The sequence below is a fragment of the Pseudomonas monachiensis genome (assembly GCF_047345015.1).
GTDB classification, from domain to species: Bacteria; Pseudomonadota; Gammaproteobacteria; order Pseudomonadales; family Pseudomonadaceae; genus Aquipseudomonas; species Aquipseudomonas monachiensis.
Map to the genome: position 1 here is coordinate 1,406,541 of NZ_CP178857.1, position 23,268 is coordinate 1,429,808.

The window sequence follows — 23,268 nt, forward strand, 5'->3', positions numbered from 1 at the left end:
AGCCGGACACCGGCGTTGCGACCAGATATTCTAGGCATCTCAACCATCTGACCCGGAGTGATGCAATGACCGACGCTGTAGAGCATGACGTTGAACTGGATGCCAGTGGCCTCAATTGCCCATTGCCGTTGCTAAAGGCCAAGATGGAGCTCAACCGGCTGGCCAGTGGTGCGGTACTCAAGGTCATCGCCACCGATGCGGGTTCGCAGCGCGACTTTCGCACCTTTGCCCGATTGGCCGGTCATACCCTGCTTCGTGAAGAAGATGATGCGGGTGTTTACCGCTACTGGTTGAAAAAGGCCTGAACTCGGCTGCGTTTGCTCCTAAGGATTATTGATGTTCAAAGTGTTACGCGACTGGATTCAGCGCTATTTTTCCGATGAAGAAGCGGTGGTGCTGGCTGTCCTGCTATTTCTGGCATTCACCGTCGTGCTGACCCTGGGCGGTATGCTGGCGCCGGTGCTCGCGGGCATGGTGCTGGCGTACCTGATGCAGGGGCTGGTGGTGACCCTCGAGCGCTTGCGCGTGCCGGGCTGGGCAGCGGTGGGGCTGGTCTTTGCATTGTTCATGGGGCTGTTGCTGGTATTCATCGTGGTGGTCGTGCCATTGCTATGGCACCAACTGATCACCTTGTTCAACGAATTGCCCGGCATGCTTGCCAAATGGCAGTCGCTGTTGCTGTTGCTGCCCGAGCGCTATCCGCACCTGGTATCCGACGAGCAGGTGTTGCGGGCCATCGAAGTGGCGCGGGGTGAAATCGGCAAGTTTGGCCAGTGGGCACTGACGTTCTCGCTGTCGAGCCTGCCGTTGCTGGTGAACATCATGATCTACCTGGTGCTGGTGCCGATCCTGGTGTTTTTCTTCCTCAAGGATCGGGCCATGATTGGCCAGTGGGTGCGCGGTTACCTGCCCCGTGAGCGGGCGTTGATCACCCGGGTCGCTCATGAAATGAACCGGCAGATCGCCAATTACATTCGCGGCAAGGTCATCGAAATCTTCATTTGCGGTGGCGTGACCTACATCGCCTTTGTTGTTCTTGAACTCAACTACGCAGCGCTGCTGGCTCTGCTGGTGGGGATTTCGGTGGTGGTGCCTTATGTCGGCGCCGTGGTGGTGACCGTACCCGTGTTTTTGATTGCGCTGTTCCAGTGGGGCTGGAGCGATCAGTTCATATACCTGATGGCGGTCTACGGGATCATTCAGACGCTGGATGGTAACGTGTTGGTGCCATTGCTGTTCTCGGAGGCGGTCAACCTGCACCCGGTGGCGATCATCTGCGCAGTGCTGTTGTTTGGCGGGTTGTGGGGCTTCTGGGGGGTATTCTTTGCGATTCCCCTGGCGACGCTGTTCAAGGCTGTGCTGGATGCGTGGCCGCGCAAGGAGCCGGTGGTGGCACCGCTGCTTTAGATTGTAGAAAGATCGCAGCCTGCGGCAGCTCCTACAGATAAATGCGTAATCCTGTAGGAGCTGCCGCAGGCTGCGATCTTTTAAAGGTCAGGCTTTATTCAGGGCCTGAGCGGCAGCCAATACCGCATCAACATGCCCCGGCACCTTCACGCCGCGCCATTCCTGGCGCAACACGCCTTTGGCGTCGATCAGGAACGTGCTGCGATCCACGCCCATGTATTCCTTGCCATAGAGCTTTTTCAGCTTGATCACGTCGAACAGCTGGCAGATGGCTTCGTCCTTGTCGCTGATCAGCTCAAAGGGGAATTCCTGTTTGCACTTGAAGTTCTCGTGGGATTTCAGGCTGTCGCGCGACACGCCGAACACTTCGGTATTGGCGGCCTTGAACGCAGCGTATTGATCACGAAAGCCCTGCCCCTCGGTCGTGCAGCCCGGCGTGCTGTCCTTGGGGTAGAAGTAGATCACCACTTGCTTGCCCTTCAGGCCGGCGAGGCTGACGGTCTGGCCGCTGGTGGCGGGGGCTTCGAAATCGGCAACCGGTTGGTCGATGGCAACGGCCATGAAAGCTTCCTTACATTGGGTTCTGTGGGCGCCAGGGTTCGATCAGGGCATCGAGGTTCAGCGCGTCGGCAAAATCCAGGAACTGATCGCGCAGCCAGCTGATTTGCACGCCGGCCGGCAAGGTCACGGTAAACGTGGCGTTGAGCATGGTGCCGCCGGTCTGCGGAGCCTGGTAGGTGTCGCAGGTCAGGTTTTCCAGTTCGACATTGTGGTCCATGAAGAACTGGCACAGCTCGTTGATGATGTCCGAGCGGTAGGCCGAGCTGACATAAGCGACGTACGGCAGGGCCTGGGGGCGGTTTTCCAGGGCCGCGCTGCGCACCACGTTGACCGTGAATGCATGCCGCTTGGCCAGTACAGGCAGGCTGCCTTCCAGGCGTGCCAAGGCATCCCAGCTACCGGAGATTTCCAGCACCAGGGCACTGCATTCGCCATGGCGGGTCAGGCGAGAGGTGACAACGGCGCAGCGGTTTTCATGGCTGGCGCGGCACAGGACGTTGGTCAGCTCCATGGGGTTGGCGCCGAGGGCACTGATAACAAGGAATTGTTCGCGAACTGTGGGGGTGGACATGCAGCATTCCTAAAGCGATGAGCGGTCGGTACGTCCAGAGGTCGTTATGCCGGGAGCGAGCCTGCGGATGCGAATTCAGAAAACCCCGGAAGGCAGGTTGCGACGTGCTCCGGCAGGGCGGGAGCGAGAGGCGGCAACGCTGGATCAGGGCTTGTGATGCCGAAAATGGAGGCTGAAACCCGACGCACGAGCTTGTCTGTACCGATCAAAGTCTGAAGGGTAGCGAAAACCGGCGCCAAGGGGAATGGCGGCAGCACAGTACTTCGCTTGTGCAAGCATCTTGGCGCCAGTACCATTACGGCTCTCTTTTTCCGGCAGGAGCGGTTTCATGATTGCGGGCAGTATGGTGGCACTGGTCACACCCATGGATGCACAGGGGCGTCTTGACTGGGACAGCCTCAGCAAACTCGTGGACTTCCACCTTGAAAACGGCACCCATGCCATTGTCGCCGTCGGTACCACCGGCGAATCGGCAACCCTTGATGTCGATGAACATATCGCCGTCATCAAGGCGGTAGTCAAGCAGGTCAATGGCCGTATTCCGGTGATCGCCGGTACCGGCGCCAATTCGACCCGCGAAGCCGTCGAATTGACCCGTAATGCCAAGGAAGCCGGCGCCGATGCCTGCCTGCTGGTAGTGCCGTACTACAACAAGCCGACCCAGGAAGGCCTGTACCTGCACTTCAAGCACATCGCCGAGTCGGTCGACATCCCGCAGATTCTCTATAACGTTCCTGGTCGCACCTCCTGTGACATGCAGGCCGAAACCGTGATCCGCCTGTCCACCGTGCCGAACATCATCGGTATCAAGGAAGCGACCGGCGACCTCAAGCGCGCCAAGGCTATCCTCGACGGCGTAAGCAAGGACTTCATCGTCCTTTCCGGCGATGATCCGACCGCCGTCGAGCTGATCCTGATGGGCGGCAAGGGCAACATCTCCGTCACCGCCAACGTCGCGCCGCGTGAAATGGCCGATCTGTGCGAGGCCGCCCTCAAGGGCGATGCCGAGACCGCACGGGCAATCAACGAAAAACTGATGCCGCTGCACAAGGACCTGTTCATCGAAGCCAACCCGATTCCGGTGAAATGGGCTTTGGTTGAAATGGGCCTGATGCACGAAGGCATTCGCCTGCCGTTGACCTGGCTGAGCACACCTTGTCACGAAACGCTGCGCACGGCCCTGCGCCAGTGCGGCGTCCTGGTTTAATTGAGGAAGTACAACGCATGAAGCGAATGGCCGGACTTTCCGCACTTGCCTTGATTATCTCCAGCACCAGTGGCTGTGGATGGGTCTGGGGCCCGGAAGGTTATTTCCGTGACCGTGGTAGCGATTACCTGGAAGCGCAACAGACTGCACCGATGCAAATACCGCAGGATATCCATGACGCCAAGCGTCTGGATCCGCTGTTGCCGATCCCGCGCAACGTGGCCGATGACACCGCCAAGGGCGAATACATCGTTCCTCGGCCACAGCCGCTGACCGCGGGTGCCGACGCCAGTGCCTACTCCCTGCAGAAGAGCGGCGGCTCCAGCTCCATCCTGGCGCAGAATCCGCCGGCTGAAATCTGGCCAGTGGCCGTTCAGTTCTTCCAGGACAACGGTTTCCGTCTGGATGAACAGCGTCCGCAAACCGGCGAATTCACCACGACCTGGCAGCATTCCGATGAACTGTCCGCGGCCGTGGCCAAGCGCCTGAGCGCGGCCGGTGTCAGCACGGACAGCGAAACCCGCGTGCGGGTGCGCATCGAGCCGGGCGTGCAGCGCAACACCAGTGAAGTCTATGTGGTCAGCGCCGAGCGTCCTGCCGGCAGCACCGCCGACGTGGCCTTCACCAACCGTTCGGTCAACACTGGCCTGGATGCGGCACTGGTCGACGACATGCTCGTGAGCATGAGTCGTATCTCCGAGAAGGGCGGTTCGGTCTCCATGCTGGCCTCTCGTGATTTCGACGCGCCTAGCCGTGTCAGCCTGAGTGAAGACGGCAGCGGCAACCCTGTGCTGAACGTCGGTACCGATCTGGATCGTGCCTGGTCAAGTGTCGGTCGTGCGCTAGAACAAGGCGAATGGCGTGTTGAAGACATTAACCGCAGCCTGGGCCTGTACTACATCAACCTGGCCGAAAAAGCCGAGAGCAAAGACGACAAGCCAGGCTTCTTCAGCGGCCTGTTCGGCAGCGCGCCGAGCAAGGAAGAGCTTGAGGCCCGCGCCGAGCGTTATCAGGTTCGCCTGAGCAAGGTTGGCGAGAACGTACAGGTCACCGTCGAGAAAAACATCAACACCGTGGCGCCGGCAGACGTGGCGCGTAAAGTGTTGAGCAAGATTCAGGACAACCTGGGCTGATCCTATGCGTTTTGCCGTTCTCGGCAGCGGTAGTCAAGGGAACGGCACGCTGATAGCCAGCGCTGATACGTATGTATTGGTCGATTGTGGTTTTTCCCTGCGGGAAACCGAAAAACGCCTGCTGCGCCTGGGTGTGAACCCTGCGCAGCTGAGCGCGATACTCGTGACCCACGAACATGCCGACCACGTGCATGGCGTGGGTTTGCTGTCTCGGCGCTACAATCTGCCTGTCTACCTCAGTCGCGGGACCTTGCGCGGGATGCGCAAACCGATTGAACCCGCAGGCTTTCTGGCCGGCGGCGAGCAGCTGCAAATCGGCGACTTGAGCATCGGTGTCATTGCCGTGGCCCACGATGCACAAGAACCGACGCAGTATGTTTTCAGTGATGGTTTACGGCGCTTCGGCCTGTTGACCGACCTGGGTTCGTATTGTGACAAGGTGCTGGACGGCTATCGGGACCTCGATGCGTTGATGATCGAGTCCAACCATTGCCGTGACATGCTGGCTCGCGGTCACTACCCGTACTTTCTCAAGCAGCGGGTGGGCGGTGAGCTGGGGCATTTGAATAACCACCAGGCGGCATTCCTGGTGTCCGAGCTGGGCTGGAAAGATCTGCAACACCTGGTCCTGGCCCATCTGAGCAGCAAGAACAACCTGCCGCAGCTGGCCCGGCAATGTTTTGTCGACACCCTCGGGTGCGACCCGGACTGGCTGCAACTGGCCGATCAAGATTCAGGGCTCGACTGGCGACACATCGCCTAGCCCATCTACTTAGCAAGCGGAGCCCATCATGGAAAAACGTGAAGAACTCTACCGCGGCAAAGCCAAGTCGGTTTACAAGACCGACGACGCTAACCGTTTGATCCTGCTGTTTCGCAACGACACCTCGGCGTTCGACGGCAAGCGCATCGAACAGCTCGACCGCAAAGGCATGGTGAACAACAAGTTCAACGCCTTCATCATGCAGAAGCTCGAAGCGGCCGGCGTACCGACCCAATTCGACAAATTGCTGGGCGACAACGAGTGCCTGGTGAAGAAGCTGGACATGATCCCGGTCGAGTGCGTCGTGCGTAACTACGCCGCCGGCAGCCTGGTCAAGCGTCTGGGTGTTGAAGAGGGCATGAAGCTCAACCCATACACCTTCGAACTGTTCCTGAAGGATGACGCCAAGGGCGATCCGTTCATCAACGAATCCCACGTCGTGGCCTTTGGCTGGGGCACCGCCGAGCAACTGGTTCGCATGAAAGAACTGTCGCTCAAGGTCAACGAAGTCCTGAGCAAGCTGTTCGACGACGCCGGTCTGCTGCTGGTCGACTTCAAGCTGGAATTCGGCGTGTTCCACGATGGTTCCATCGTGCTGGGCGACGAATTCAGCCCGGACGGCTGCCGTCTGTGGGACAAGGCCACCGGCAAGAAAATGGACAAGGACCGCTTCCGTCAGGGCCTCGGTGACGTCATCGAAGCCTACGAAGAAGTCGCCAATCGTCTGGGCGTACCGCTTTAACCGACGCAAGCATCTGATAGCACAGAAATATTTCGCTTAGGGGGTTCGCTTCCTGCGAAAGTGTTGTTATGATGCGCGCCGTTGGAGAGATGCCAGAGTGGCCGAATGGGACGGATTCGAAATCCGTTGTACCTTCACCGGTACCTAGGGTTCGAATCCCTATCTCTCCGCCATTATTGAACAAGACGAAGCCCCTGAAATGGTTAAACATTTCAGGGGCTTTTTCGTTTCTGTCATGTTGGTCGGGATGAAGTGCCCTTTATGCCGCGCCAGTCCGTTCCGGTTCTGCGCGTTCTCTGGCGTTTTCCGCGCGATACCCGTCATGCTCTCGGGATTCCTGGGTATCCATATGTCGTAGTGTTTTCTCGCCGTCGTTGTGCCTGCATGTCCAGGCGACGTGATTTGGATTCTGTGCTGTCCGATGCTTTATATAGGTGCTGGTGGTTTTCGTGGTGGCAGCCCGGGCGCTTTGGTAAGGCAGAAGAGTTTTCAGGTGGGGGGTTGACCACGTATTTAAATACTGTACTATTCGCCTCCCGCTAACGAGCAGTTTGATCTGGCTCTTGGTTTAAGTAGTTGATTTTGTTGAAAAATCAGAAACTTTTAAGGTTGCAAATTGAAAAGATGCGCTGTAAGATGCGCACCTCGGTTGAGACGAAAGATCTTAACCAACCGCTCTTTAACAACTGAATCAAGCAATTCGTGTGGGTGCTTGTGGAGTCAGACTGCTAGTCAACAGATTATCAGCATCACAAGTTACTCCGCGAGAAATCAAAGGTGTAACCAACGATTGCTGAGCCAAGTTTAGGGTTTTCTCAAAACCCAAAGATGTTTGAACTGAAGAGTTTGATCATGGCTCAGATTGAACGCTGGCGGCAGGCCTAACACATGCAAGTCGAGCGGATGACAGGAGCTTGCTCCTGAATTCAGCGGCGGACGGGTGAGTAATGCCTAGGAATCTGCCTGGTAGTGGGGGACAACGTTTCGAAAGGAACGCTAATACCGCATACGTCCTACGGGAGAAAGCAGGGGACCTTCGGGCCTTGCGCTATCAGATGAGCCTAGGTCGGATTAGCTAGTTGGTGAGGTAATGGCTCACCAAGGCGACGATCCGTAACTGGTCTGAGAGGATGATCAGTCACACTGGAACTGAGACACGGTCCAGACTCCTACGGGAGGCAGCAGTGGGGAATATTGGACAATGGGCGAAAGCCTGATCCAGCCATGCCGCGTGTGTGAAGAAGGTCTTCGGATTGTAAAGCACTTTAAGTTGGGAGGAAGGGCATTAACCTAATACGTTAGTGTTTTGACGTTACCGACAGAATAAGCACCGGCTAACTCTGTGCCAGCAGCCGCGGTAATACAGAGGGTGCAAGCGTTAATCGGAATTACTGGGCGTAAAGCGCGCGTAGGTGGTTTGTTAAGTTGGATGTGAAAGCCCCGGGCTCAACCTGGGAACTGCATTCAAAACTGACAAGCTAGAGTATGGTAGAGGGTGGTGGAATTTCCTGTGTAGCGGTGAAATGCGTAGATATAGGAAGGAACACCAGTGGCGAAGGCGACCACCTGGACTGATACTGACACTGAGGTGCGAAAGCGTGGGGAGCAAACAGGATTAGATACCCTGGTAGTCCACGCCGTAAACGATGTCAACTAGCCGTTGGGAGCCTTGAGCTCTTAGTGGCGCAGCTAACGCATTAAGTTGACCGCCTGGGGAGTACGGCCGCAAGGTTAAAACTCAAATGAATTGACGGGGGCCCGCACAAGCGGTGGAGCATGTGGTTTAATTCGAAGCAACGCGAAGAACCTTACCAGGCCTTGACATCCAATGAACTTTCCAGAGATGGATTGGTGCCTTCGGGAACATTGAGACAGGTGCTGCATGGCTGTCGTCAGCTCGTGTCGTGAGATGTTGGGTTAAGTCCCGTAACGAGCGCAACCCTTGTCCTTAGTTACCAGCACGTAATGGTGGGCACTCTAAGGAGACTGCCGGTGACAAACCGGAGGAAGGTGGGGATGACGTCAAGTCATCATGGCCCTTACGGCCTGGGCTACACACGTGCTACAATGGTCGGTACAGAGGGTTGCCAAGCCGCGAGGTGGAGCTAATCCCACAAAACCGATCGTAGTCCGGATCGCAGTCTGCAACTCGACTGCGTGAAGTCGGAATCGCTAGTAATCGCGAATCAGAATGTCGCGGTGAATACGTTCCCGGGCCTTGTACACACCGCCCGTCACACCATGGGAGTGGGTTGCACCAGAAGTAGCTAGTCTAACCTTCGGGAGGACGGTTACCACGGTGTGATTCATGACTGGGGTGAAGTCGTAACAAGGTAGCCGTAGGGGAACCTGCGGCTGGATCACCTCCTTAATCGACGACTCAGCTGCTCCATGAGCTCCCACACGAATTGCTTGATTCATTGAAGAAGACGAGAGGCCAGCCTTTAAGGTGGTCTGCTTCGTTAGAGTTTAGAAATGAATATTCCAGTGTGAATGTTGATTTCTAGTCTTTGACTAGTTCGTTCTTTAAAAATTTGGGTATGTGATAGAAAGATAGACTGAACGTTACTTTCACTGGTAACGGATCAGGCTAAGGTAAAATTTGTGAGTTGCTCTTAGGAGCTCAATCGAATTTTCGGCGAATGTCGTCTTCATAGTATAACCAGATTGCTTGGGGTTATATGGTCAAGTGAAGAAGCGCATACGGTGGATGCCTTGGCAGTCAGAGGCGATGAAAGACGTGGTAGCCTGCGAAAAGCTTCGGGGAGTCGGCAAACAGACTTTGATCCGGAGATGTCTGAATGGGGGAACCCAGCCATCATAAGATGGTTATCTTGTACTGAATACATAGGTGCAAGAGGCGAACCAGGGGAACTGAAACATCTAAGTACCCTGAGGAAAAGAAATCAACCGAGATTCCCTTAGTAGTGGCGAGCGAACGGGGACTAGCCCTTAAGTGGCTTTGAGATTAGCGGAACGCTCTGGAAAGTGCGGCCATAGTGGGTGATAGCCCTGTACGCGAAAATCTCTTAGTCATGAAATCGAGTAGGACGGAGCACGAGAAACTTTGTCTGAATATGGGGGGACCATCCTCCAAGGCTAAATACTACTGACTGACCGATAGTGAACTAGTACCGTGAGGGAAAGGCGAAAAGAACCCCGGAGAGGGGAGTGAAATAGATCCTGAAACCGTATGCGTACAAGCAGTGGGAGCCCACTTTGTTGGGTGACTGCGTACCTTTTGTATAATGGGTCAGCGACTTATTTTCAGTGGCGAGCTTAACCGAATAGGGGAGGCGTAGCGAAAGCGAGTCTTAATAGGGCGTCTAGTCGCTGGGAATAGACCCGAAACCGGGCGATCTATCCATGGGCAGGTTGAAGGTTAGGTAACACTGACTGGAGGACCGAACCGACTACCGTTGAAAAGTTAGCGGATGACCTGTGGATCGGAGTGAAAGGCTAATCAAGCTCGGAGATAGCTGGTTCTCCTCGAAAGCTATTTAGGTAGCGCCTCATGTATCACTGTAGGGGGTAGAGCACTGTTTCGGCTAGGGGGTCATCCCGACTTACCAAACCGATGCAAACTCCGAATACCTACAAGTGCCGAGCATGGGAGACACACGGCGGGTGCTAACGTCCGTCGTGAAAAGGGAAACAACCCAGACCGTCAGCTAAGGTCCCAAAGTTATGGTTAAGTGGGAAACGATGTGGGAAGGCTTAGACAGCTAGGAGGTTGGCTTAGAAGCAGCCACCCTTTAAAGAAAGCGTAATAGCTCACTAGTCGAGTCGGCCTGCGCGGAAGATGTAACGGGGCTCAAACCATACACCGAAGCTACGGGTATCATCTTCGGATGATGCGGTAGAGGAGCGTTCTGTAAGCCTGTGAAGGTGAGTTGAGAAGCTTGCTGGAGGTATCAGAAGTGCGAATGCTGACATGAGTAACGACAATGGGTGTGAAAAACACCCACGCCGAAAGACCAAGGTTTCCTGCGCAACGTTAATCGACGCAGGGTTAGTCGGTCCCTAAGGCGAGGCTGAAAAGCGTAGTCGATGGAAAACAGGTTAATATTCCTGTACTTCTGGTTATTGCGATGGAGGGACGGAGAAGGCTAGGCCAGCTTGGCGTTGGTTGTCCAAGTTTAAGGTGGTAGGCTGGAATCTTAGGTAAATCCGGGATTCCAAGGCCGAGAGCTGATGACGAGTGTTCTTTTAGAACACGAAGTGGTTGATGCCATGCTTCCAAGAAAAGCTTCTAAGCTTCAGGTAACCAGGAACCGTACCCCAAACCGACACAGGTGGTTGGGTAGAGAATACCAAGGCGCTTGAGAGAACTCGGGTGAAGGAACTAGGCAAAATGGCACCGTAACTTCGGGAGAAGGTGCGCCGGTGAGGGTGAAGGACTTGCTCCGTAAGCCCACGCCGGTCGAAGATACCAGGCCGCTGCGACTGTTTATTAAAAACACAGCACTCTGCAAACACGAAAGTGGACGTATAGGGTGTGACGCCTGCCCGGTGCCGGAAGGTTAATTGATGGGGTTAGCTAACGCGAAGCTCTTGATCGAAGCCCCGGTAAACGGCGGCCGTAACTATAACGGTCCTAAGGTAGCGAAATTCCTTGTCGGGTAAGTTCCGACCTGCACGAATGGCGTAACGATGGCGGCGCTGTCTCCACCCGAGACTCAGTGAAATTGAAATCGCTGTGAAGATGCAGTGTATCCGCGGCTAGACGGAAAGACCCCGTGAACCTTTACTATAGCTTTGCACTGGACTTTGAATTTGCTTGTGTAGGATAGGTGGGAGGCTTTGAAGCGTGGACGCCAGTTCGCGTGGAGCCAACCTTGAAATACCACCCTGGCAACTTTGAGGTTCTAACTCAGGTCCGTTATCCGGATCGAGGACAGTGTATGGTGGGTAGTTTGACTGGGGCGGTCTCCTCCTAAAGAGTAACGGAGGAGTACGAAGGTGCGCTCAGACCGGTCGGAAATCGGTCGTAGAGTATAAAGGCAAAAGCGCGCTTGACTGCGAGACAGACACGTCGAGCAGGTACGAAAGTAGGTCTTAGTGATCCGGTGGTTCTGTATGGAAGGGCCATCGCTCAACGGATAAAAGGTACTCCGGGGATAACAGGCTGATACCGCCCAAGAGTTCATATCGACGGCGGTGTTTGGCACCTCGATGTCGGCTCATCACATCCTGGGGCTGAAGCCGGTCCCAAGGGTATGGCTGTTCGCCATTTAAAGTGGTACGCGAGCTGGGTTTAGAACGTCGTGAGACAGTTCGGTCCCTATCTGCCGTGGACGTTTGAGATTTGAGAGGGGCTGCTCCTAGTACGAGAGGACCGGAGTGGACGAACCTCTGGTGTTCCGGTTGTCACGCCAGTGGCATTGCCGGGTAGCTATGTTCGGAAAAGATAACCGCTGAAAGCATCTAAGCGGGAAACTTGCCTCAAGATGAGATCTCACTGGGACCTTGAGTCCCCTGAAGGGCCGTCGAAGACTACGACGTTGATAGGTTGGGTGTGTAAGCGCTGTGAGGCGTTGAGCTAACCAATACTAATTGCCCGTGAGGCTTGACCATATAACACCCAAGCAATTTGACTACTCGAAAGAGCATCAGATTGCGGTGTGTGAAGACGAAACGAACCGAAAGTTCGAGATACTCACAAAGCACCAAACTATCGCATACCCAATTTGCTGAAGCGAGGCCATCCGGCCACGACTCAGTACCCGAATTTCTTGACGACCATAGAGCGTTGGAACCACCTGATCCCATCCCGAACTCAGCAGTGAAACGATGCATCGCCGATGGTAGTGTGGGGTTTCCCCATGTGAGAGTAGGTCATCGTCAAGATTAAATTCCGAAACCCCAATTGCGAAAGCAGTTGGGGTTTTGTTTTTGTCCGCAGGAAAGTTCGCACGCAGCTGTTCAGGGTCACCTGTGCGAAATATCCCCTGACATTGCAAGTAATCGCCCTGGAAGCGCCTCCTTTACTCTGGCGACCGCAGATCACCGATCTGCGGTCACCAGCAATCGCAAGGAGCGAGCAATGTATTTTGAGATTTACAGACAAATCCGCGGCACTGTCCTGACTGGCAAGGGCCAATGGCGTTGGCGGTTGAGGGCAGGGAATCATGAAACGATTGCCAGCGGGGAGGCGTACGTCAACAAGGCCGATTGCCTGCATGCAATCAGTTTGATCAAGGGGACCTGCGAGCAGACCCCGATCAAGGAAATCTAGTTTGAGGAGGATGAAGCTGCTCGTTCAGGGCAGCTTCGTTTTCAATCTGCGTCAGGCTGTTGGACCTGAGTCGGATAGACGGCAGTCGCATCCGCTACCTAAACTGTCTGCAGATTTAGGGATCGGGGGGCAGTGGATGAATCGCAACGAACTTCGCAAGGCGGATATCAACCTGATGGTGGTATTCGAAACGCTGATGCTCGAGCGCAATGTCACTCGGGTGGCGGAGAAGCTGTTTCTCGGTCAGCCGACCATCAGTTCCGCGCTCAACCGCTTGCGTGCGATGTTCAATGACCCGCTGTTCATACGTGTTGGCCATCGCATGGAGCCGACGGCAAGGGCCGAAGAAATCATCAGGCACCTGTCGCCGGCGCTGGATTCGTTGTCCGTGGCCTTGAGCCTGACCCATGATTTTGACCCGGCCAGCAGCACGATGTCGTTCCGCATCGGGTTGTCCGACGATGTCGAGTTCGGCCTGTTGCCGCCATTGCTGCGAGCGCTGCGCCAGGAAGCGCCCAACGTGGTATTTGTGGTGCAGCATGTCGATTACTGGCGGATTCCCGATTTGCTGGCGTCCGGCGATATCACGGTGGGTATCAGCCAGACCCGTGGCTTGCCGGCCAATGCCAAGCGCAAGTTGCTGCGGCACATCCAGCCCAGCATTTTGCGCGCCGATGCCTCCGACACACCGCTGACCCTCGATGAATATTGCGCCCGGCCGCACGTGCTGGTGTCCCATACCGCCAACGTCAGTGGCTACGCCGACGAGTGGCTGGCGGACATCGGCCGAACGCGCCAGGTGGTGCTCTCGGTCCCGCAATACAGTTCTTTGCCGGCCCTGCTTGCCGGGACAGACCTGATTGCCAGCCTGCCGGACTACACCGCCGAGGCGATGGCTGCATCGGGAGTGCTGTTCAAGGAACCCTTTCCCATCCAGACACCCACCCTGGACCTGTCCATGGTCTGGCTCAGTCATGTCGATACCGACCCTGCCGAACGCTGGTTGCGCTCGCGCCTGGAAGCGTTCATGAGTGAGCGTGCCGTTTTGCCGCTGCCCGAATGAACAGGGCGGCGCTGTGCTATATGTACGACCTTTCCACCCACTTACAGGAACTGACTCATGCCTCACCTGCACATGGAATACACCGCCAACCTGACTGATCTGAATGCCGATGTGGCATTGATGCGGTTGAACAATACGTTGGTGGGTTCCGGTCAGTTTGCTGCCGAATTCGACATCAAGAGCCGCGCGGTCAAGGTCGAGACGTTCAAGGTCGGCACGGCACTGGCTGAGCGGGCGTTCGTGCATGTGAAACTGGCGCTGTTGAGTGGTCGTTCCTCAGAGATCAAGAAACAGCTGTCTGAAAGCCTGTTGGCGGTAGTGCAGGGCCTGTGTGAGTGGCCGAGCAGCATTGAGGTCCAGTTGTGCGTGGAAATTCTCGACATCGATCGCGACTCCTACAGCAAGACCGCCATCAACAACTGAGTATCAGGCCGTTTCCTGCTCGACGCAGGCCCGGATCATTTGCGCTCGCAGCCAAATGTTGGCGCTGTCCTGATCGACACTTTGGTTCCACTGCATGTCGAGGCTGAAACCCGGCAAGCCTTCGGGCGCTTCACAGTGATTGAAGGTGTCTGCACTGGCCAGCAATCGCTGGATACGCCGGGGCAGGGTCAGGGCATAGTCGGTGCCGGTAATCAGCTTCAGCGCTGCACTGTAGCTATTGGCGCGTGCGACGATCTGGCGCTGTTGTGCCTGCTGCGCGAGCCAGCCGTCGACCATGTTGGTGGCGGACGTCCAGGGTGTCGGGAACACATGTCGACGTTCGACATAGGTTTGCAGGCTCAGGCGTGGTTCCGTCGGTGTGGCGTGCTTGTCGAAAACACACACCAGATCATCATCGAGCAGCGTCTGCGATTTGAAGTCAACGTGACTGCGATGAAAGTTCGGGCCGAAGCAAATCACCAGGTCGAGGCTGCCTTCGCGCAACGCTTCGGCTGGGATATCGGCCTGGAGTTTGAACACATTGACCATCACCGGAAGATCGGCGAGGTCGAAGGTTTTCAACAGGCGCGGCAGGATCAGTTGCTCGAAGTATTCCGGTGCGCAGATATTGAAGGTCACGGGTTGCAGGCCCGGATCGAATGTGGGTAAGCCTGCGTGACACAGATTGATGCTTTCGAGGATTTTCAGCACGTGAGGGTACATCGCGCTGGCCTTGCCGGTGGGCTGCATGCCATCGGTACGGGTATTGATGAACAGTTCGTCCTCGAAGCCGGTGCGCATTTTTTTCAGGCAGTAGCTTACCGTGGACTGGCTGACGCAAAGCGTCTCGGATACGGCTGTGACGCTGTTCTGCTCATACACGGCGACGAACACCATGAGGTCCTGCATGTCGAGTTTTCTAAGCGAATTACTGTTCAGCATCCATGGCGTCTCGCTACGTCCCTTGCGCTGACCGTGTGCAAGGTGGGTGAATCATCCTAGCGGAATGAGCGAGCAGGGAAAACGCCTTGCAGGACGTTTCGCCCAAGACCCTGTCAGCCCTGGACCATCGCCGACACGGCGCGGCGGCTGGACATCAACAGCGCGAGCATGCCGAGACCCACCAGCACCGCGCCGGCCATTTCCAGCGGCAGCGGCATCTGGCGCCCCCATAGCCAGTGAAACAAGGTGATGAACAGCGTACTCACGTAGATGTAGGAAATTACCGAGGACGGTGCGATCACGCCGATGGCCCGGTGCAGTAGCCAGAACGTCGCCAGAGTGGCGAACACCGCCAGGTACATCAGCCAATAGAAATCGTTGAGCGTCAGTAGTGATGCCGAGCGCCAACCGCCACTCAATCCACAGAACACCAGCAGAAACAGCGCACCGAACAGCATGTTCCAGAACGTCAAGGGCACCGGCCCGCGTCCCTTGAGGCTATCGGCTTTCAGGCGCTGGCTGAGGGGGGCATAGAGCGCCATCGCCAGGCAACCGATGCCGTACACCGTCAATGCATAGGGCGATGGCAACTCGCTGGGGCCGGTGCCTTTCATGATCAACAAAACTGCCCCAGCGGCGGCGAGCAGCATCGGCACAATCCGTCGTTTCAGACGGCTGTCAGGTGCCAACACGGCTTCGAAACCCAGGGTCATCAGTGGTACCAGCGTGAACATCGTCCCGGTATTGACGGCCGAGGTGTAGCGCAGTGCTTCGAACAGCGAACCGAAGTACAGCGCCAGCAGCAGGCCGAGCACCGCGTGACCGAACAGTGCGCGGGCGGTCATGACGGCATCGCTTTTGAGCAGTAACAGTGGCAGAAACACCAAGGCGCAAAACAGCAGGCGCAAACCGGTCAGCAGGATCGGGTCGATGGCCTGGCTGACTTGCGCCGCCGCGGAAAACGATGCGGCGATCAACAAGGCCCAAAGCAGCATACTGGCGTGAGCGCCGGCAAAACCGGTGGTTTTCATGGCAGGCTCCGGATCAATGGATGTGGCGACTGTAGTGCCTTGGGTTGAAGCGCAAAACCATCAGCATCATCAGCGCCATGACCGCCGTCAGCGACCACCAGGCCCATTCAAAACTGCCGAGCCGGTCGCGGATGATCCCCGCCAGCAACGGCGACAGGCCGGCGATCAAGTAGCCGATGCCTTGCACGAATGCCGTCAGGCCACCGGCACGCACGGGATTGTCCAGGTGATCCAGCGATACGATCAGGCTCATCGGGAACAGGCCGCCAATGCCCAGCCCCAGCAGGCATGGCCATATCAGGCTCAAATGCCGTGGGCTCAGAATCAGTCCGCAGAAACCGGCGATGATCAGTGTCAGCAGCACCATCAGCACGACGCGGCGGTCGCGGCTGCGGTTGGCGATGACGGGCGTCAGCAGGCCCGACAGCACTTCCATGGCAGTCAGAAACCCGAGCAGCAATCCGGCATGCTGTTCGCTCCAGCCCTTTTCCACGTAGTACGGCGCCAGCCAGGCCAGAACACAGGTGTAGGACGCAGTGCCCAGGCCGAAGAAAATAGCGAGTAACCACGCGCGGGAATTGGCGAAGTACGAACCTTTACTGCATGCCCTCGAGTCCAGTGTCGGCATCCCCGCGCTTTGGCTACGCCAGAAGAGCAACGCCAGCACGGCGAGAACGGCCCAGATCGCCAGGCCCATACGCCAGCTGCCGGTACGCTCCATCACCAGCGGCGCAAAGGAAGCACCCATGGCGGCACCGCCCATGATCGACGTGACGTAGAGTCCCATGCACAGGGCAACGTGGTCGCTGAAGCGGGATTTGATCAGCGCCGGCATCAGGGCCTGGATCAAGGCGATCCCGATACCTGCCAGCACTGCGCTGAGGAGCAGCTGCGCGGCTGAATCAAGGAACAACCGCGAAAGTGTGGCCGCGCCGATGATCAGCAACGAGAACACCACCGTGCGCTGCTCGCCGAATCGCTGGCTGACGCGCAGGCCTACGAACATCGCCAGTCCCATGGCCGTCACCGGCAACATGGTCAGCAGTGAAGCCTGGCTGAAGCTCAGCGCAATGTCGTCGCGAATCGCCGACAGCAGAGGCCCGACAGCCGCCATGGAGGGGCGCAGGTTCAGGGCAACCAGGACAATGCTGAACATGAGCCAGAGGGCAGGGCGGGAAGTGGCTCGGGTGTTTTCCATGATCGGACCTTGAACAATAGGGTTCCGATTAGGCGCGCGTGGCCTGGAGGCGGCAAATCAGAAATTCCGGCGAAGTATTTAGAAATTAAATACATGTTGCAGCCAAATGTTTAGCCAGACGATATCCAAGGTTCTTCAAATCCTGATTTAACGACTTAAGCTGTCGTGTGACGCTGCGGGTCATCTGTTTTCTGCGGTTCTCTCTATGGACGGTTGGCCAGTCGCAATCCACCTCAAGGCATCCATCGACGCTCGGGCGTCGAGCCTTGGTCGTCGATTCACGCCCGCCACCGCGCCAAACCTCTCTGCACTTCCGTCTGAACTGGCTTTCTGGGCGCTGTGGCATTGCCGCCATGCGCGCCCGCCGGATTCCTGCTTTTTCCGCTGATTGTTCCTACATATTCCGCTCGATGGCGGGATTAACGTGCGGGTGCTTTTGGGTGCCCGTCTGACACGGAAAAAGAGAGTTCCCATGAGTTGTGCCACGACCTCGTTTGCCACCCGACAAGAAGCCCTGACCTTTCTGGAGCAGAACCCGGACATTGAAATGTTCGAGCTGTTCATCCTCGACAACAACGGTGTGCCACGGGGCAAGTTGCTCCATCGTGACGAGTTGCTGGCGGTGTATGAAAGCGGGCGGCCATTGCCGAGCACCATCCTCGGCTTGACCATCAACGGCGACGACGTGGAAAACTCCGGGCTGGTCTGGGACGTCGGTGATATCGACTGCCGGGCCTACCCGATCAGCGGCAGCCTCACGCGTATGCCGTGGCGTCTGATACCAACCGCAGCCGTGCAGGTCAGCATGCACCCGACGGAGGGAATGCCCGCCACCATTGCCGATCCCCGTCATTTGCTGGCCAAAGTCATCGAGGGTTTGCAGGCCGACGGTTATTACCCGGTCATGGCAGCGGAACTGGAGTTCTACCTGCTCGATCAGCAACGCGACAGCAATGGCCGACCTCAACCGGCACGGGATGTCGATGGCGGGCGTCCGCACGGTACCCAGGTCTATGGGTTGCGCGAGCTTGAACAGATCGAACCATTCCTGGCCGATCTCTACAGCGCCTGCAAGCTCCAGGGGATTCCGGCGCGCACGGCCATTTCCGAATACGCGCCGGGGCAAGTGGAAATCACCCTTGAGCACCGCTCCGACGCGCTACAGGCGATGGATGAGGCGGTGCGCTACAAGCGTCTGGTCAAGGGGGTGGCGCACAAGCACGGCATGACAGCCTGCTTCATGGCCAAGCCTTTCGATGACCTGGCCGGCACCGGGATGCACATGCACGTGAGCCTGGCGGACAAGGACGGTAACAACCTCTTCGCCAGCCAGGCCCCGGATGGAACGCCACTGCTCAAGCAGGCCGTCGCCGGCATGCTCAGTACCTTGCTCGATTCGCTGTTGCTGTTCTGCCCCAACGCCAACTCCTACCGTCGATTCCAGGCCAATAGTTATGCGCCCCTGGCAGCCACCTGGGGCGTGGACAATCGCACCGTGAGCCTGCGCGTACCTGGCGGGCCGGCGTATTCCCGGCACATCGAACACCGAATCTGTGGCGCAGATGCCAACCCCTATCTGGCGGCTGCAGCGATTCTGGCCGGTATTCATCGCGGTATCCGCGAACAGCTCGATCCCGGTGCGCCGGTGGAAGGCAATGGCTATGCCCAGGCTGCGAAACTGTTGCCGACAGACTGGCTGACCACCTTGCGATCGCTGGAGGGTTCAAGTTGGGCCAGGGAAGCCTTCGGCGGCGAATTCCTCGGCGTCTACCTTGCGGTGAAGCGCGCTGAATATCGTCAATTCATGGGGGAGGTCGGTGAGCAGGACTGGCGCTGGTATTTGCACCAGGCCTGAGTCGGATCTGAATCAGGGCTGAACCATTCTCAAATGCTCTGTAAGTGTAAGGCGGGATAAAAAAGCCAACTAATTGTTGGCTTATTTTTCACAAAAAATTGATGGTTGGCTACCTAAAATCAGGGCTGTCTCGGTAAATGAAATTTTCACATTTGCCGAAGACACCTTTTTTCAGGACCCGCCGAAACTCATGCTTAAGATTAAATCCGTGCGCCCCGAATGGGTGACGCTGATTGCCAGTGCATTTTTGTTAGTTGGCTTCAATTATGTACTCTGGCAACACCTGTTCGAAATCACCGCGTCCGATGGCAAAGGCATCGTCATGCGCGTGGCCTTCGGGGTGATGATCTTTGCGGCTTTCAACATTGTGCTGACCCTGCTGGCATTCCGGCCGCTGCTCAAGCCGGTCCTGACCCTGCTGTTCATGACCAGCGCTGGCGCGGCGTATTTCATGAGCCAATATGGTGTTCTGATCGACACCGGCATGTTGCGTAACTTCGCTGAAACCAATGCCACGGAAGTGCGTGACTTACTGTCGCTCAAATTATTTGTTTATATTTTTCTGCTCGGCGTTTTACCGTCCTGGCTGTTGTGGAAGATGCCGATTAATTATCGTCGTTGGCACCGTGAACTACTCAGTAAAGTTCTGGTGGCGTTTGCCTCGGCAGCGGTCATTGGTGGTGTTGCACTGGTTAACTATCAAGGCCTGTCTTCGCTGTTTCGCAATCACCACGAGTTGCGCCTGATGGTGGTGCCAAGCAACTACATTGGTGCCTCGGCTGGTTTCTTGCGTGAGCAGGTCGCGTCTGCACATCAACCTTTTGTGAAGCTCGGTGAAGATGCCCGGCGCAATCCGGTCTGGCAAACTCATGGGCGCAAATCCCTGACGGTGCTTGTCGTGGGTGAAAGTGCCCGGGCGGAAAACTTCGGCATCCTTGGCTACAACCGTGACACCACTCCGAAACTGAGTAAGGAAGATGGCCTGATCGCTTTCACCGACGTGCATTCCTGCGGTACTGAAACCGCCGTATCGGTGCCTTGCATGTTCTCCAACATGGGGCGCAAGGACTACAACGCCAGCAAGGCAAAGAACGAAGAAGGTCTGCTGGACGTGCTCAAGCACGCGGGTATCGACGTGATCTGGCGTGACAACCAGTCTGGCTGCAAAGGTACGTGCGATCGCGTCACCCTTCAGGACGTCAGCAGTCTGAAAGATCCGGCGCTGTGCGCCAACAGTGAATGCCGCGACGAAATCCTGCTGCAAGGGCTGCAGCATTTCATCGATACCTTGGACAAGGACACGGTACTGGTATTGCACCAGATGGGCAGCCACGGTCCGGAGTACTTCAAGCGTTACCCGAAAGAGTTCGAGCGCTTCACCCCGGTTTGCGAGAGTAATGCCCTGAACAATTGCAGTCGCGAAAGTATCGTCAACGGCTACGACAACACCCTGGTCTATACCGACCATGTGCTGTCGACCTTGATTGATCTGCTGCGCAACAACCAGGACAAAGTGGATACCGCGATGCTGTATCTGTCGGACCACGGCGAGTCCCTGGGTGAGTACAACTTGTTCCTCCACGGCACGCCTTACATGCTGGCGCCGGAGCAGCAAAAGCATGTAGCCATGTTTGCCTGGTTCTCCGACAGCTATAAAAAATCGTTTGCGGTAGATACCCGCTGCTTGCAACAGAGCCGTGAAAAATCCCTGAGCCAGGACAACCTGTTCCATTCGATGCTTGGGCTGCTGGAGGTCAACAGCAAGGTCTACAACCAGGATCTGGACATGTTTGCAGGATGTCGTGGTCCAGTGACCGACGGCGTGTTGGCCAAGGATTGAGCACTCCCATTCTGTTTCTCGCGGCGGCCGCCGACCTGCGGTCAGTAGAACTTTTACCAAGAGCCATTGCACATGTCCGCTCAGCCCCCATCCGCCATCGAGCTTGAGATCGCCCGGCGCTACGACCAGGAGCACGCGCGCGTCTGCCTCCGGCCGCAAGCACCGGATCTGGGCGGCCGTCTGGCGCTCTGGCGTGAGGAGCGCCTGGTGCACAATGCACTCAAGGTCGCTGGCGAGCCTGGCTTGATCCTTGATGTGGCTTGTGGTGTGGGGCGTTTTTGGCCAGTGCTGGCCGAGCACGCGAATCGGGTGATCCTCGCGACGGATCCGTCCCAGGACATCCTCGATCATGCCCGGACACATCATTCGCAGAGCCTGTTGAAGCGGGTCAAGACCTTCCAAAGCTCCGCGTTCTCGATTGGCTTGTCGGAGAACGCGGTTGACTGCATTTTTTGCATGCAACTGTTCCAGCACCTCCATAACCCGCAACATCGTCTGGCGATGCTGGGCGAGTTTTACCGGGTCAGTCGCGATACGGTGATTGTCGCGGTGCGCCTCGACGGTCTTTTCAAGGGCGCGCGTTCGGGTGTGGAAGGGCCGTTACCGAGCAAGACCGAGGTGGAAAGCGAGTTCAGGCAGGCGGGTTTCCGTTTGCTCAGCCATCAGGACTTTTTCCCCGGATGCGCGCGCATGCGGGTCTACGTGCTGGGTAAGACCAGCTAGCTCGGCTTTGTAGGACTATTCTTTATGTCACGCAGTAATTTTCGCTAACGCTCTTGTTCAGTGGATGCGCGGAAATCGCCGGGGGCGATATATACTGCGCGCCATTCTTCAAGGGAGAGCCGTGTGGCCATCGATATTCACTGGATTCGCGACAACGATAGCCTCGGACGGTTGTGCGCCGAGTGGCAGCAGTTGCCATTCGTTGCCCTCGACACCGAATTCATGCGGGTCGACACCTTCTACCCAATCGCCGGCCTGCTGCAGATCGGTGATGGCGTTCGCGCCTATCTGATCGACCCGCTGACCATCGACAACTGGCAGCCATTGGCCGCGTTGCTGGAAAACCCGGCGGTGCTCAAGGTTGTCCACGCGTGCAGCGAAGACCTCGAAGTCCTGCTACGCCTGACCGGCAGCCTGCCGGCGCCGCTGTTCGATACGCAGCTGGCTGCCGCTTACCTGAACCTCGGTTTTTCCATGGGCTATTCGCGATTGGTGCAGGAGGTGCTCGGCATCGACCTGCCCAAGGGTGAAACCCGTTCCGACTGGCTGCAACGTCCGCTTTCCGAAACCCAGATCAGCTATGCCGCCGAAGACGCCGTGCATTTGGCTGAAGTTTTCGTAAAGCTGCGTCCAAAGTTGTCTGACGAGAAATACGCCTGGGTCCTGGAAGACGGCGCCGAACTGGTGGCCAACCTGCGCCGCGAGATCGACCCGTATGAGGTCTATCGCGATGCCAAGCTGGCCTGGAAGCTGTCCCGCGCCCAACTCGCCGTTTTGCGTGAGCTCTGCGCCTGGCGCGAAAAGGAAGCCCGGGTCCGCGATCTGCCGCGCAACCGGATTATCCGCGAGCATTCGTTGTGGCCGCTGGCGCGTACGCAACCGGATAACCTCGGCGCCCTGGCGAAAATCGAAGACATGCACCCGCGTACCGTGCGTCAGGACGGCGAGTTTCTGCTTGATCTGATCAAGCGCTCTGGCAGTGTGTCGCCTGATCAATGGCCGCCAGCCGTGCCGGAGCCGTTGCCGGTGGATGCTGCTGCGTTGCTCAAACAAATGAAGGCCATAGGCCAGGCCGAAGCCGAGCGCCTGAACATCGCGCCGGAACTGATGCTGCGCAAGAAAACCCTGGAAGCGCTGCTTAAAAGTGGCTTCCCCAATGGTCCCTACCAATTGCCTGATTCGCTGCGTGGCTGGCGCCGCGAATTGATGGGCCAGGCGCTGCTCGACAGCCTGGCCACCGCCGGAGAACAGCCTTGAAACGTATTTGTTCCATCTATCGCAGCTCGAAGAGAAACGAAATGTACCTGTATGTGCTCAAGAGCGATGCTCTGGAGCGCGTGCCGGAGTCCCTGATGGCAGCCTTCGGCAAGGCCATCCACGCGTTCGACCTGGTGCTGAGCCCCGAGCGCAAACTGTCGCGCGAGGACATCACGGTCGTGCTGGATAACCTCGAAAAACAGGGCTATCACCTGCAAATGCCACCTGCCGAAGACGAGTATATCGAGCACCTGCCGGAAGAGTTGTTGCGTCGCAACGATCCGATGTGAGCGGCAGACAGACTCTGTTCAGCG

At 57.0% G+C, this 23,268-nt stretch carries 19 protein-coding genes, 1 tRNA gene and 3 rRNA genes; 18 read left to right on the forward strand and 5 right to left on the reverse strand.

The features are described from left to right. Positions 1 to 65: 65 nt before the first annotated feature. Positions 66 to 305, forward strand: coding sequence for a sulfurtransferase TusA family protein (locus tag ACMDB8_RS06250; RefSeq protein WP_007996208.1), 240 nt, complete (start codon positions 66 to 68; stop codon positions 303 to 305). 31 nt (positions 306 to 336) lie between these two features. Further along, complete coding sequence (locus tag ACMDB8_RS06255; protein WP_056720660.1) at positions 337 to 1,407, forward strand: AI-2E family transporter; 1,071 nt, start codon at positions 337 to 339, stop codon at positions 1,405 to 1,407. Between the two features lie 87 nt (positions 1,408 to 1,494). Here the strand turns inward: ACMDB8_RS06255 and ACMDB8_RS06260 are convergent, their stop codons facing one another. Both ACMDB8_RS06260 and ACMDB8_RS06265 read right to left on the reverse strand, forming a co-directional pair. Then, a complete protein-coding gene (locus ACMDB8_RS06260) occupies positions 1,495 to 1,968 on the reverse strand; it encodes a peroxiredoxin (protein WP_110658539.1) in 474 nt (157 codons plus the stop codon). Positions 1,969 to 1,978: 10 nt separating this feature from the next. Next, complete coding sequence (locus ACMDB8_RS06265; RefSeq protein WP_007979776.1) at positions 1,979 to 2,539, reverse strand: glycine cleavage system protein R; 561 nt, start codon at positions 2,537 to 2,539, stop codon at positions 1,979 to 1,981. A 328-nt stretch (positions 2,540 to 2,867) separates the two neighbouring features. Here ACMDB8_RS06265 and dapA point away from each other — a divergent pair, with 328 nt between their 5' ends. The 11 genes from dapA (at position 2,868) to ACMDB8_RS06320 (ending at position 14,108) form a co-directional block, all read left to right on the forward strand. Further along, complete coding sequence (gene dapA / locus ACMDB8_RS06270; RefSeq protein ID WP_056720657.1) at positions 2,868 to 3,746, forward strand: 4-hydroxy-tetrahydrodipicolinate synthase; 879 nt, start codon at positions 2,868 to 2,870, stop codon at positions 3,744 to 3,746. Positions 3,747 to 3,763: 17 nt separating this feature from the next. Beyond that, positions 3,764 to 4,879, forward strand: a complete 1,116-nt coding sequence (gene bamC / locus ACMDB8_RS06275) for an outer membrane protein assembly factor BamC (RefSeq protein WP_056720655.1) — start codon at positions 3,764 to 3,766, stop codon at positions 4,877 to 4,879. 4 nt (positions 4,880 to 4,883) lie between these two features. Then, entirely contained in the window at positions 4,884 to 5,642 is a 759-nt protein-coding gene (locus ACMDB8_RS06280) for an MBL fold metallo-hydrolase (protein ID WP_056720652.1), read from the forward strand. 28 nt (positions 5,643 to 5,670) lie between these two features. Further along, on the forward strand, positions 5,671 to 6,384 hold the full coding sequence (purC, locus tag ACMDB8_RS06285; RefSeq protein WP_007944067.1) for a phosphoribosylaminoimidazolesuccinocarboxamide synthase: 714 nt from the start codon (positions 5,671 to 5,673) through the stop codon (positions 6,382 to 6,384). An 83-nt stretch (positions 6,385 to 6,467) separates the two neighbouring features. Beyond that, positions 6,468 to 6,557, forward strand: a tRNA-Ser gene (locus tag ACMDB8_RS06290). A 661-nt stretch (positions 6,558 to 7,218) separates the two neighbouring features. Continuing rightward, a 16S ribosomal RNA gene (locus ACMDB8_RS06295) occupies positions 7,219 to 8,755 on the forward strand. A 312-nt stretch (positions 8,756 to 9,067) separates the two neighbouring features. Beyond that, positions 9,068 to 11,961, forward strand: a 23S ribosomal RNA gene (locus ACMDB8_RS06300). Between the two features lie 157 nt (positions 11,962 to 12,118). Continuing rightward, positions 12,119 to 12,234: ribosomal RNA gene (rrf, locus tag ACMDB8_RS06305) — 5S ribosomal RNA — on the forward strand. Together the 16S, 23S and 5S rRNA genes form the textbook arrangement of a ribosomal RNA operon. Before the next feature lie 196 nt (positions 12,235 to 12,430). Beyond that, on the forward strand, positions 12,431 to 12,622 hold the full coding sequence (locus ACMDB8_RS06310) for a YegP family protein (protein ID WP_056721298.1): 192 nt from the start codon (positions 12,431 to 12,433) through the stop codon (positions 12,620 to 12,622). A 136-nt stretch (positions 12,623 to 12,758) separates the two neighbouring features. Next, positions 12,759 to 13,685: a LysR substrate-binding domain-containing protein gene (locus tag ACMDB8_RS06315; protein ID WP_056721301.1), complete on the forward strand. Its 927-nt coding sequence runs from the start codon at positions 12,759 to 12,761 to the stop codon at positions 13,683 to 13,685. Between the two features lie 57 nt (positions 13,686 to 13,742). Beyond that, positions 13,743 to 14,108, forward strand: a complete 366-nt coding sequence (locus tag ACMDB8_RS06320) for a 5-carboxymethyl-2-hydroxymuconate Delta-isomerase (protein ID WP_409079335.1) — start codon at positions 13,743 to 13,745, stop codon at positions 14,106 to 14,108. Positions 14,109 to 14,111: 3 nt separating this feature from the next. Here ACMDB8_RS06320 and ACMDB8_RS06325 read toward each other — a convergent pair whose 3' ends face one another. The 3 genes from ACMDB8_RS06325 to ACMDB8_RS06335 all read right to left on the reverse strand — a co-directional run bounded on the left by ACMDB8_RS06325 (position 14,112) and on the right by ACMDB8_RS06335 (position 17,279). Continuing rightward, positions 14,112 to 15,050, reverse strand: coding sequence for a LysR family transcriptional regulator (locus ACMDB8_RS06325; protein ID WP_223541603.1), 939 nt, complete (start codon positions 15,048 to 15,050; stop codon positions 14,112 to 14,114). A gap of 113 nt (positions 15,051 to 15,163) precedes the next feature. Then, positions 15,164 to 16,081 (reverse strand): DMT family transporter, encoded by a 918-nt coding sequence (locus ACMDB8_RS06330; protein ID WP_223541604.1) that lies wholly within the window; start codon positions 16,079 to 16,081, stop codon positions 15,164 to 15,166. Positions 16,082 to 16,094: 13 nt separating this feature from the next. Next, positions 16,095 to 17,279, reverse strand: coding sequence for a cyanate transporter (locus ACMDB8_RS06335; protein ID WP_409079336.1), 1,185 nt, complete (start codon positions 17,277 to 17,279; stop codon positions 16,095 to 16,097). A 472-nt stretch (positions 17,280 to 17,751) separates the two neighbouring features. On the opposite strand from ACMDB8_RS06335, the gene ACMDB8_RS06340 reads away from it, so the two are divergent. The 5 genes from ACMDB8_RS06340 to ACMDB8_RS06360 all read left to right on the forward strand — a co-directional run bounded on the left by ACMDB8_RS06340 (position 17,752) and on the right by ACMDB8_RS06360 (position 23,244). Next, entirely contained in the window at positions 17,752 to 19,134 is a 1,383-nt protein-coding gene (locus ACMDB8_RS06340; RefSeq protein WP_056721310.1) for a glutamine synthetase family protein, read from the forward strand. A gap of 190 nt (positions 19,135 to 19,324) precedes the next feature. Then, positions 19,325 to 20,974: a phosphoethanolamine transferase gene (locus ACMDB8_RS06345; RefSeq protein WP_056721312.1), complete on the forward strand. Its 1,650-nt coding sequence runs from the start codon at positions 19,325 to 19,327 to the stop codon at positions 20,972 to 20,974. A gap of 72 nt (positions 20,975 to 21,046) precedes the next feature. Continuing rightward, the gene (locus tag ACMDB8_RS06350) at positions 21,047 to 21,697 is read left to right on the forward strand and encodes a class I SAM-dependent methyltransferase (protein WP_056721314.1); all 651 of its coding nucleotides are present in this window, start codon (positions 21,047 to 21,049) and stop codon (positions 21,695 to 21,697) included. Positions 21,698 to 21,820: 123 nt separating this feature from the next. Next, positions 21,821 to 22,954 (forward strand): ribonuclease D, encoded by a 1,134-nt coding sequence (gene rnd, locus ACMDB8_RS06355; RefSeq protein WP_056721316.1) that lies wholly within the window; start codon positions 21,821 to 21,823, stop codon positions 22,952 to 22,954. Beyond that, on the forward strand, positions 22,951 to 23,244 hold the full coding sequence (locus tag ACMDB8_RS06360; RefSeq protein ID WP_056721318.1) for a YcgL domain-containing protein: 294 nt from the start codon (positions 22,951 to 22,953) through the stop codon (positions 23,242 to 23,244). The genes rnd and ACMDB8_RS06360 overlap by 4 nt, the downstream gene beginning before the upstream one ends. Positions 23,245 to 23,268: the final 24 nt, after the last annotated feature.

Coding starts and splice junctions, on each gene's coding strand:
- ACMDB8_RS06250 (WP_007996208.1), top strand. CDS start 66: ATGACCGACGCTGTAGAGCATGACGTTGAACTGGATGCCAGTGGCCTC.
- ACMDB8_RS06255 (WP_056720660.1), top strand. CDS start 337: ATGTTCAAAGTGTTACGCGACTGGATTCAGCGCTATTTTTCCGATGAA.
- ACMDB8_RS06260 (WP_110658539.1), bottom strand. CDS start 1,968: ATGGCCGTTGCCATCGACCAACCGGTTGCCGATTTCGAAGCCCCCGCC.
- ACMDB8_RS06265 (WP_007979776.1), bottom strand. CDS start 2,539: ATGTCCACCCCCACAGTTCGCGAACAATTCCTTGTTATCAGTGCCCTC.
- dapA (WP_056720657.1), top strand. CDS start 2,868: ATGATTGCGGGCAGTATGGTGGCACTGGTCACACCCATGGATGCACAG.
- bamC (WP_056720655.1), top strand. CDS start 3,764: ATGAAGCGAATGGCCGGACTTTCCGCACTTGCCTTGATTATCTCCAGC.
- ACMDB8_RS06280 (WP_056720652.1), top strand. CDS start 4,884: ATGCGTTTTGCCGTTCTCGGCAGCGGTAGTCAAGGGAACGGCACGCTG.
- purC (WP_007944067.1), top strand. CDS start 5,671: ATGGAAAAACGTGAAGAACTCTACCGCGGCAAAGCCAAGTCGGTTTAC.
- ACMDB8_RS06310 (WP_056721298.1), top strand. CDS start 12,431: ATGTATTTTGAGATTTACAGACAAATCCGCGGCACTGTCCTGACTGGC.
- ACMDB8_RS06315 (WP_056721301.1), top strand. CDS start 12,759: ATGAATCGCAACGAACTTCGCAAGGCGGATATCAACCTGATGGTGGTA.
- ACMDB8_RS06320 (WP_409079335.1), top strand. CDS start 13,743: ATGCCTCACCTGCACATGGAATACACCGCCAACCTGACTGATCTGAAT.
- ACMDB8_RS06325 (WP_223541603.1), bottom strand. CDS start 15,050: ATGCTGAACAGTAATTCGCTTAGAAAACTCGACATGCAGGACCTCATG.
- ACMDB8_RS06330 (WP_223541604.1), bottom strand. CDS start 16,081: ATGAAAACCACCGGTTTTGCCGGCGCTCACGCCAGTATGCTGCTTTGG.
- ACMDB8_RS06335 (WP_409079336.1), bottom strand. CDS start 17,279: ATGGAAAACACCCGAGCCACTTCCCGCCCTGCCCTCTGGCTCATGTTC.
- ACMDB8_RS06340 (WP_056721310.1), top strand. CDS start 17,752: ATGAGTTGTGCCACGACCTCGTTTGCCACCCGACAAGAAGCCCTGACC.
- ACMDB8_RS06345 (WP_056721312.1), top strand. CDS start 19,325: ATGCTTAAGATTAAATCCGTGCGCCCCGAATGGGTGACGCTGATTGCC.
- ACMDB8_RS06350 (WP_056721314.1), top strand. CDS start 21,047: ATGTCCGCTCAGCCCCCATCCGCCATCGAGCTTGAGATCGCCCGGCGC.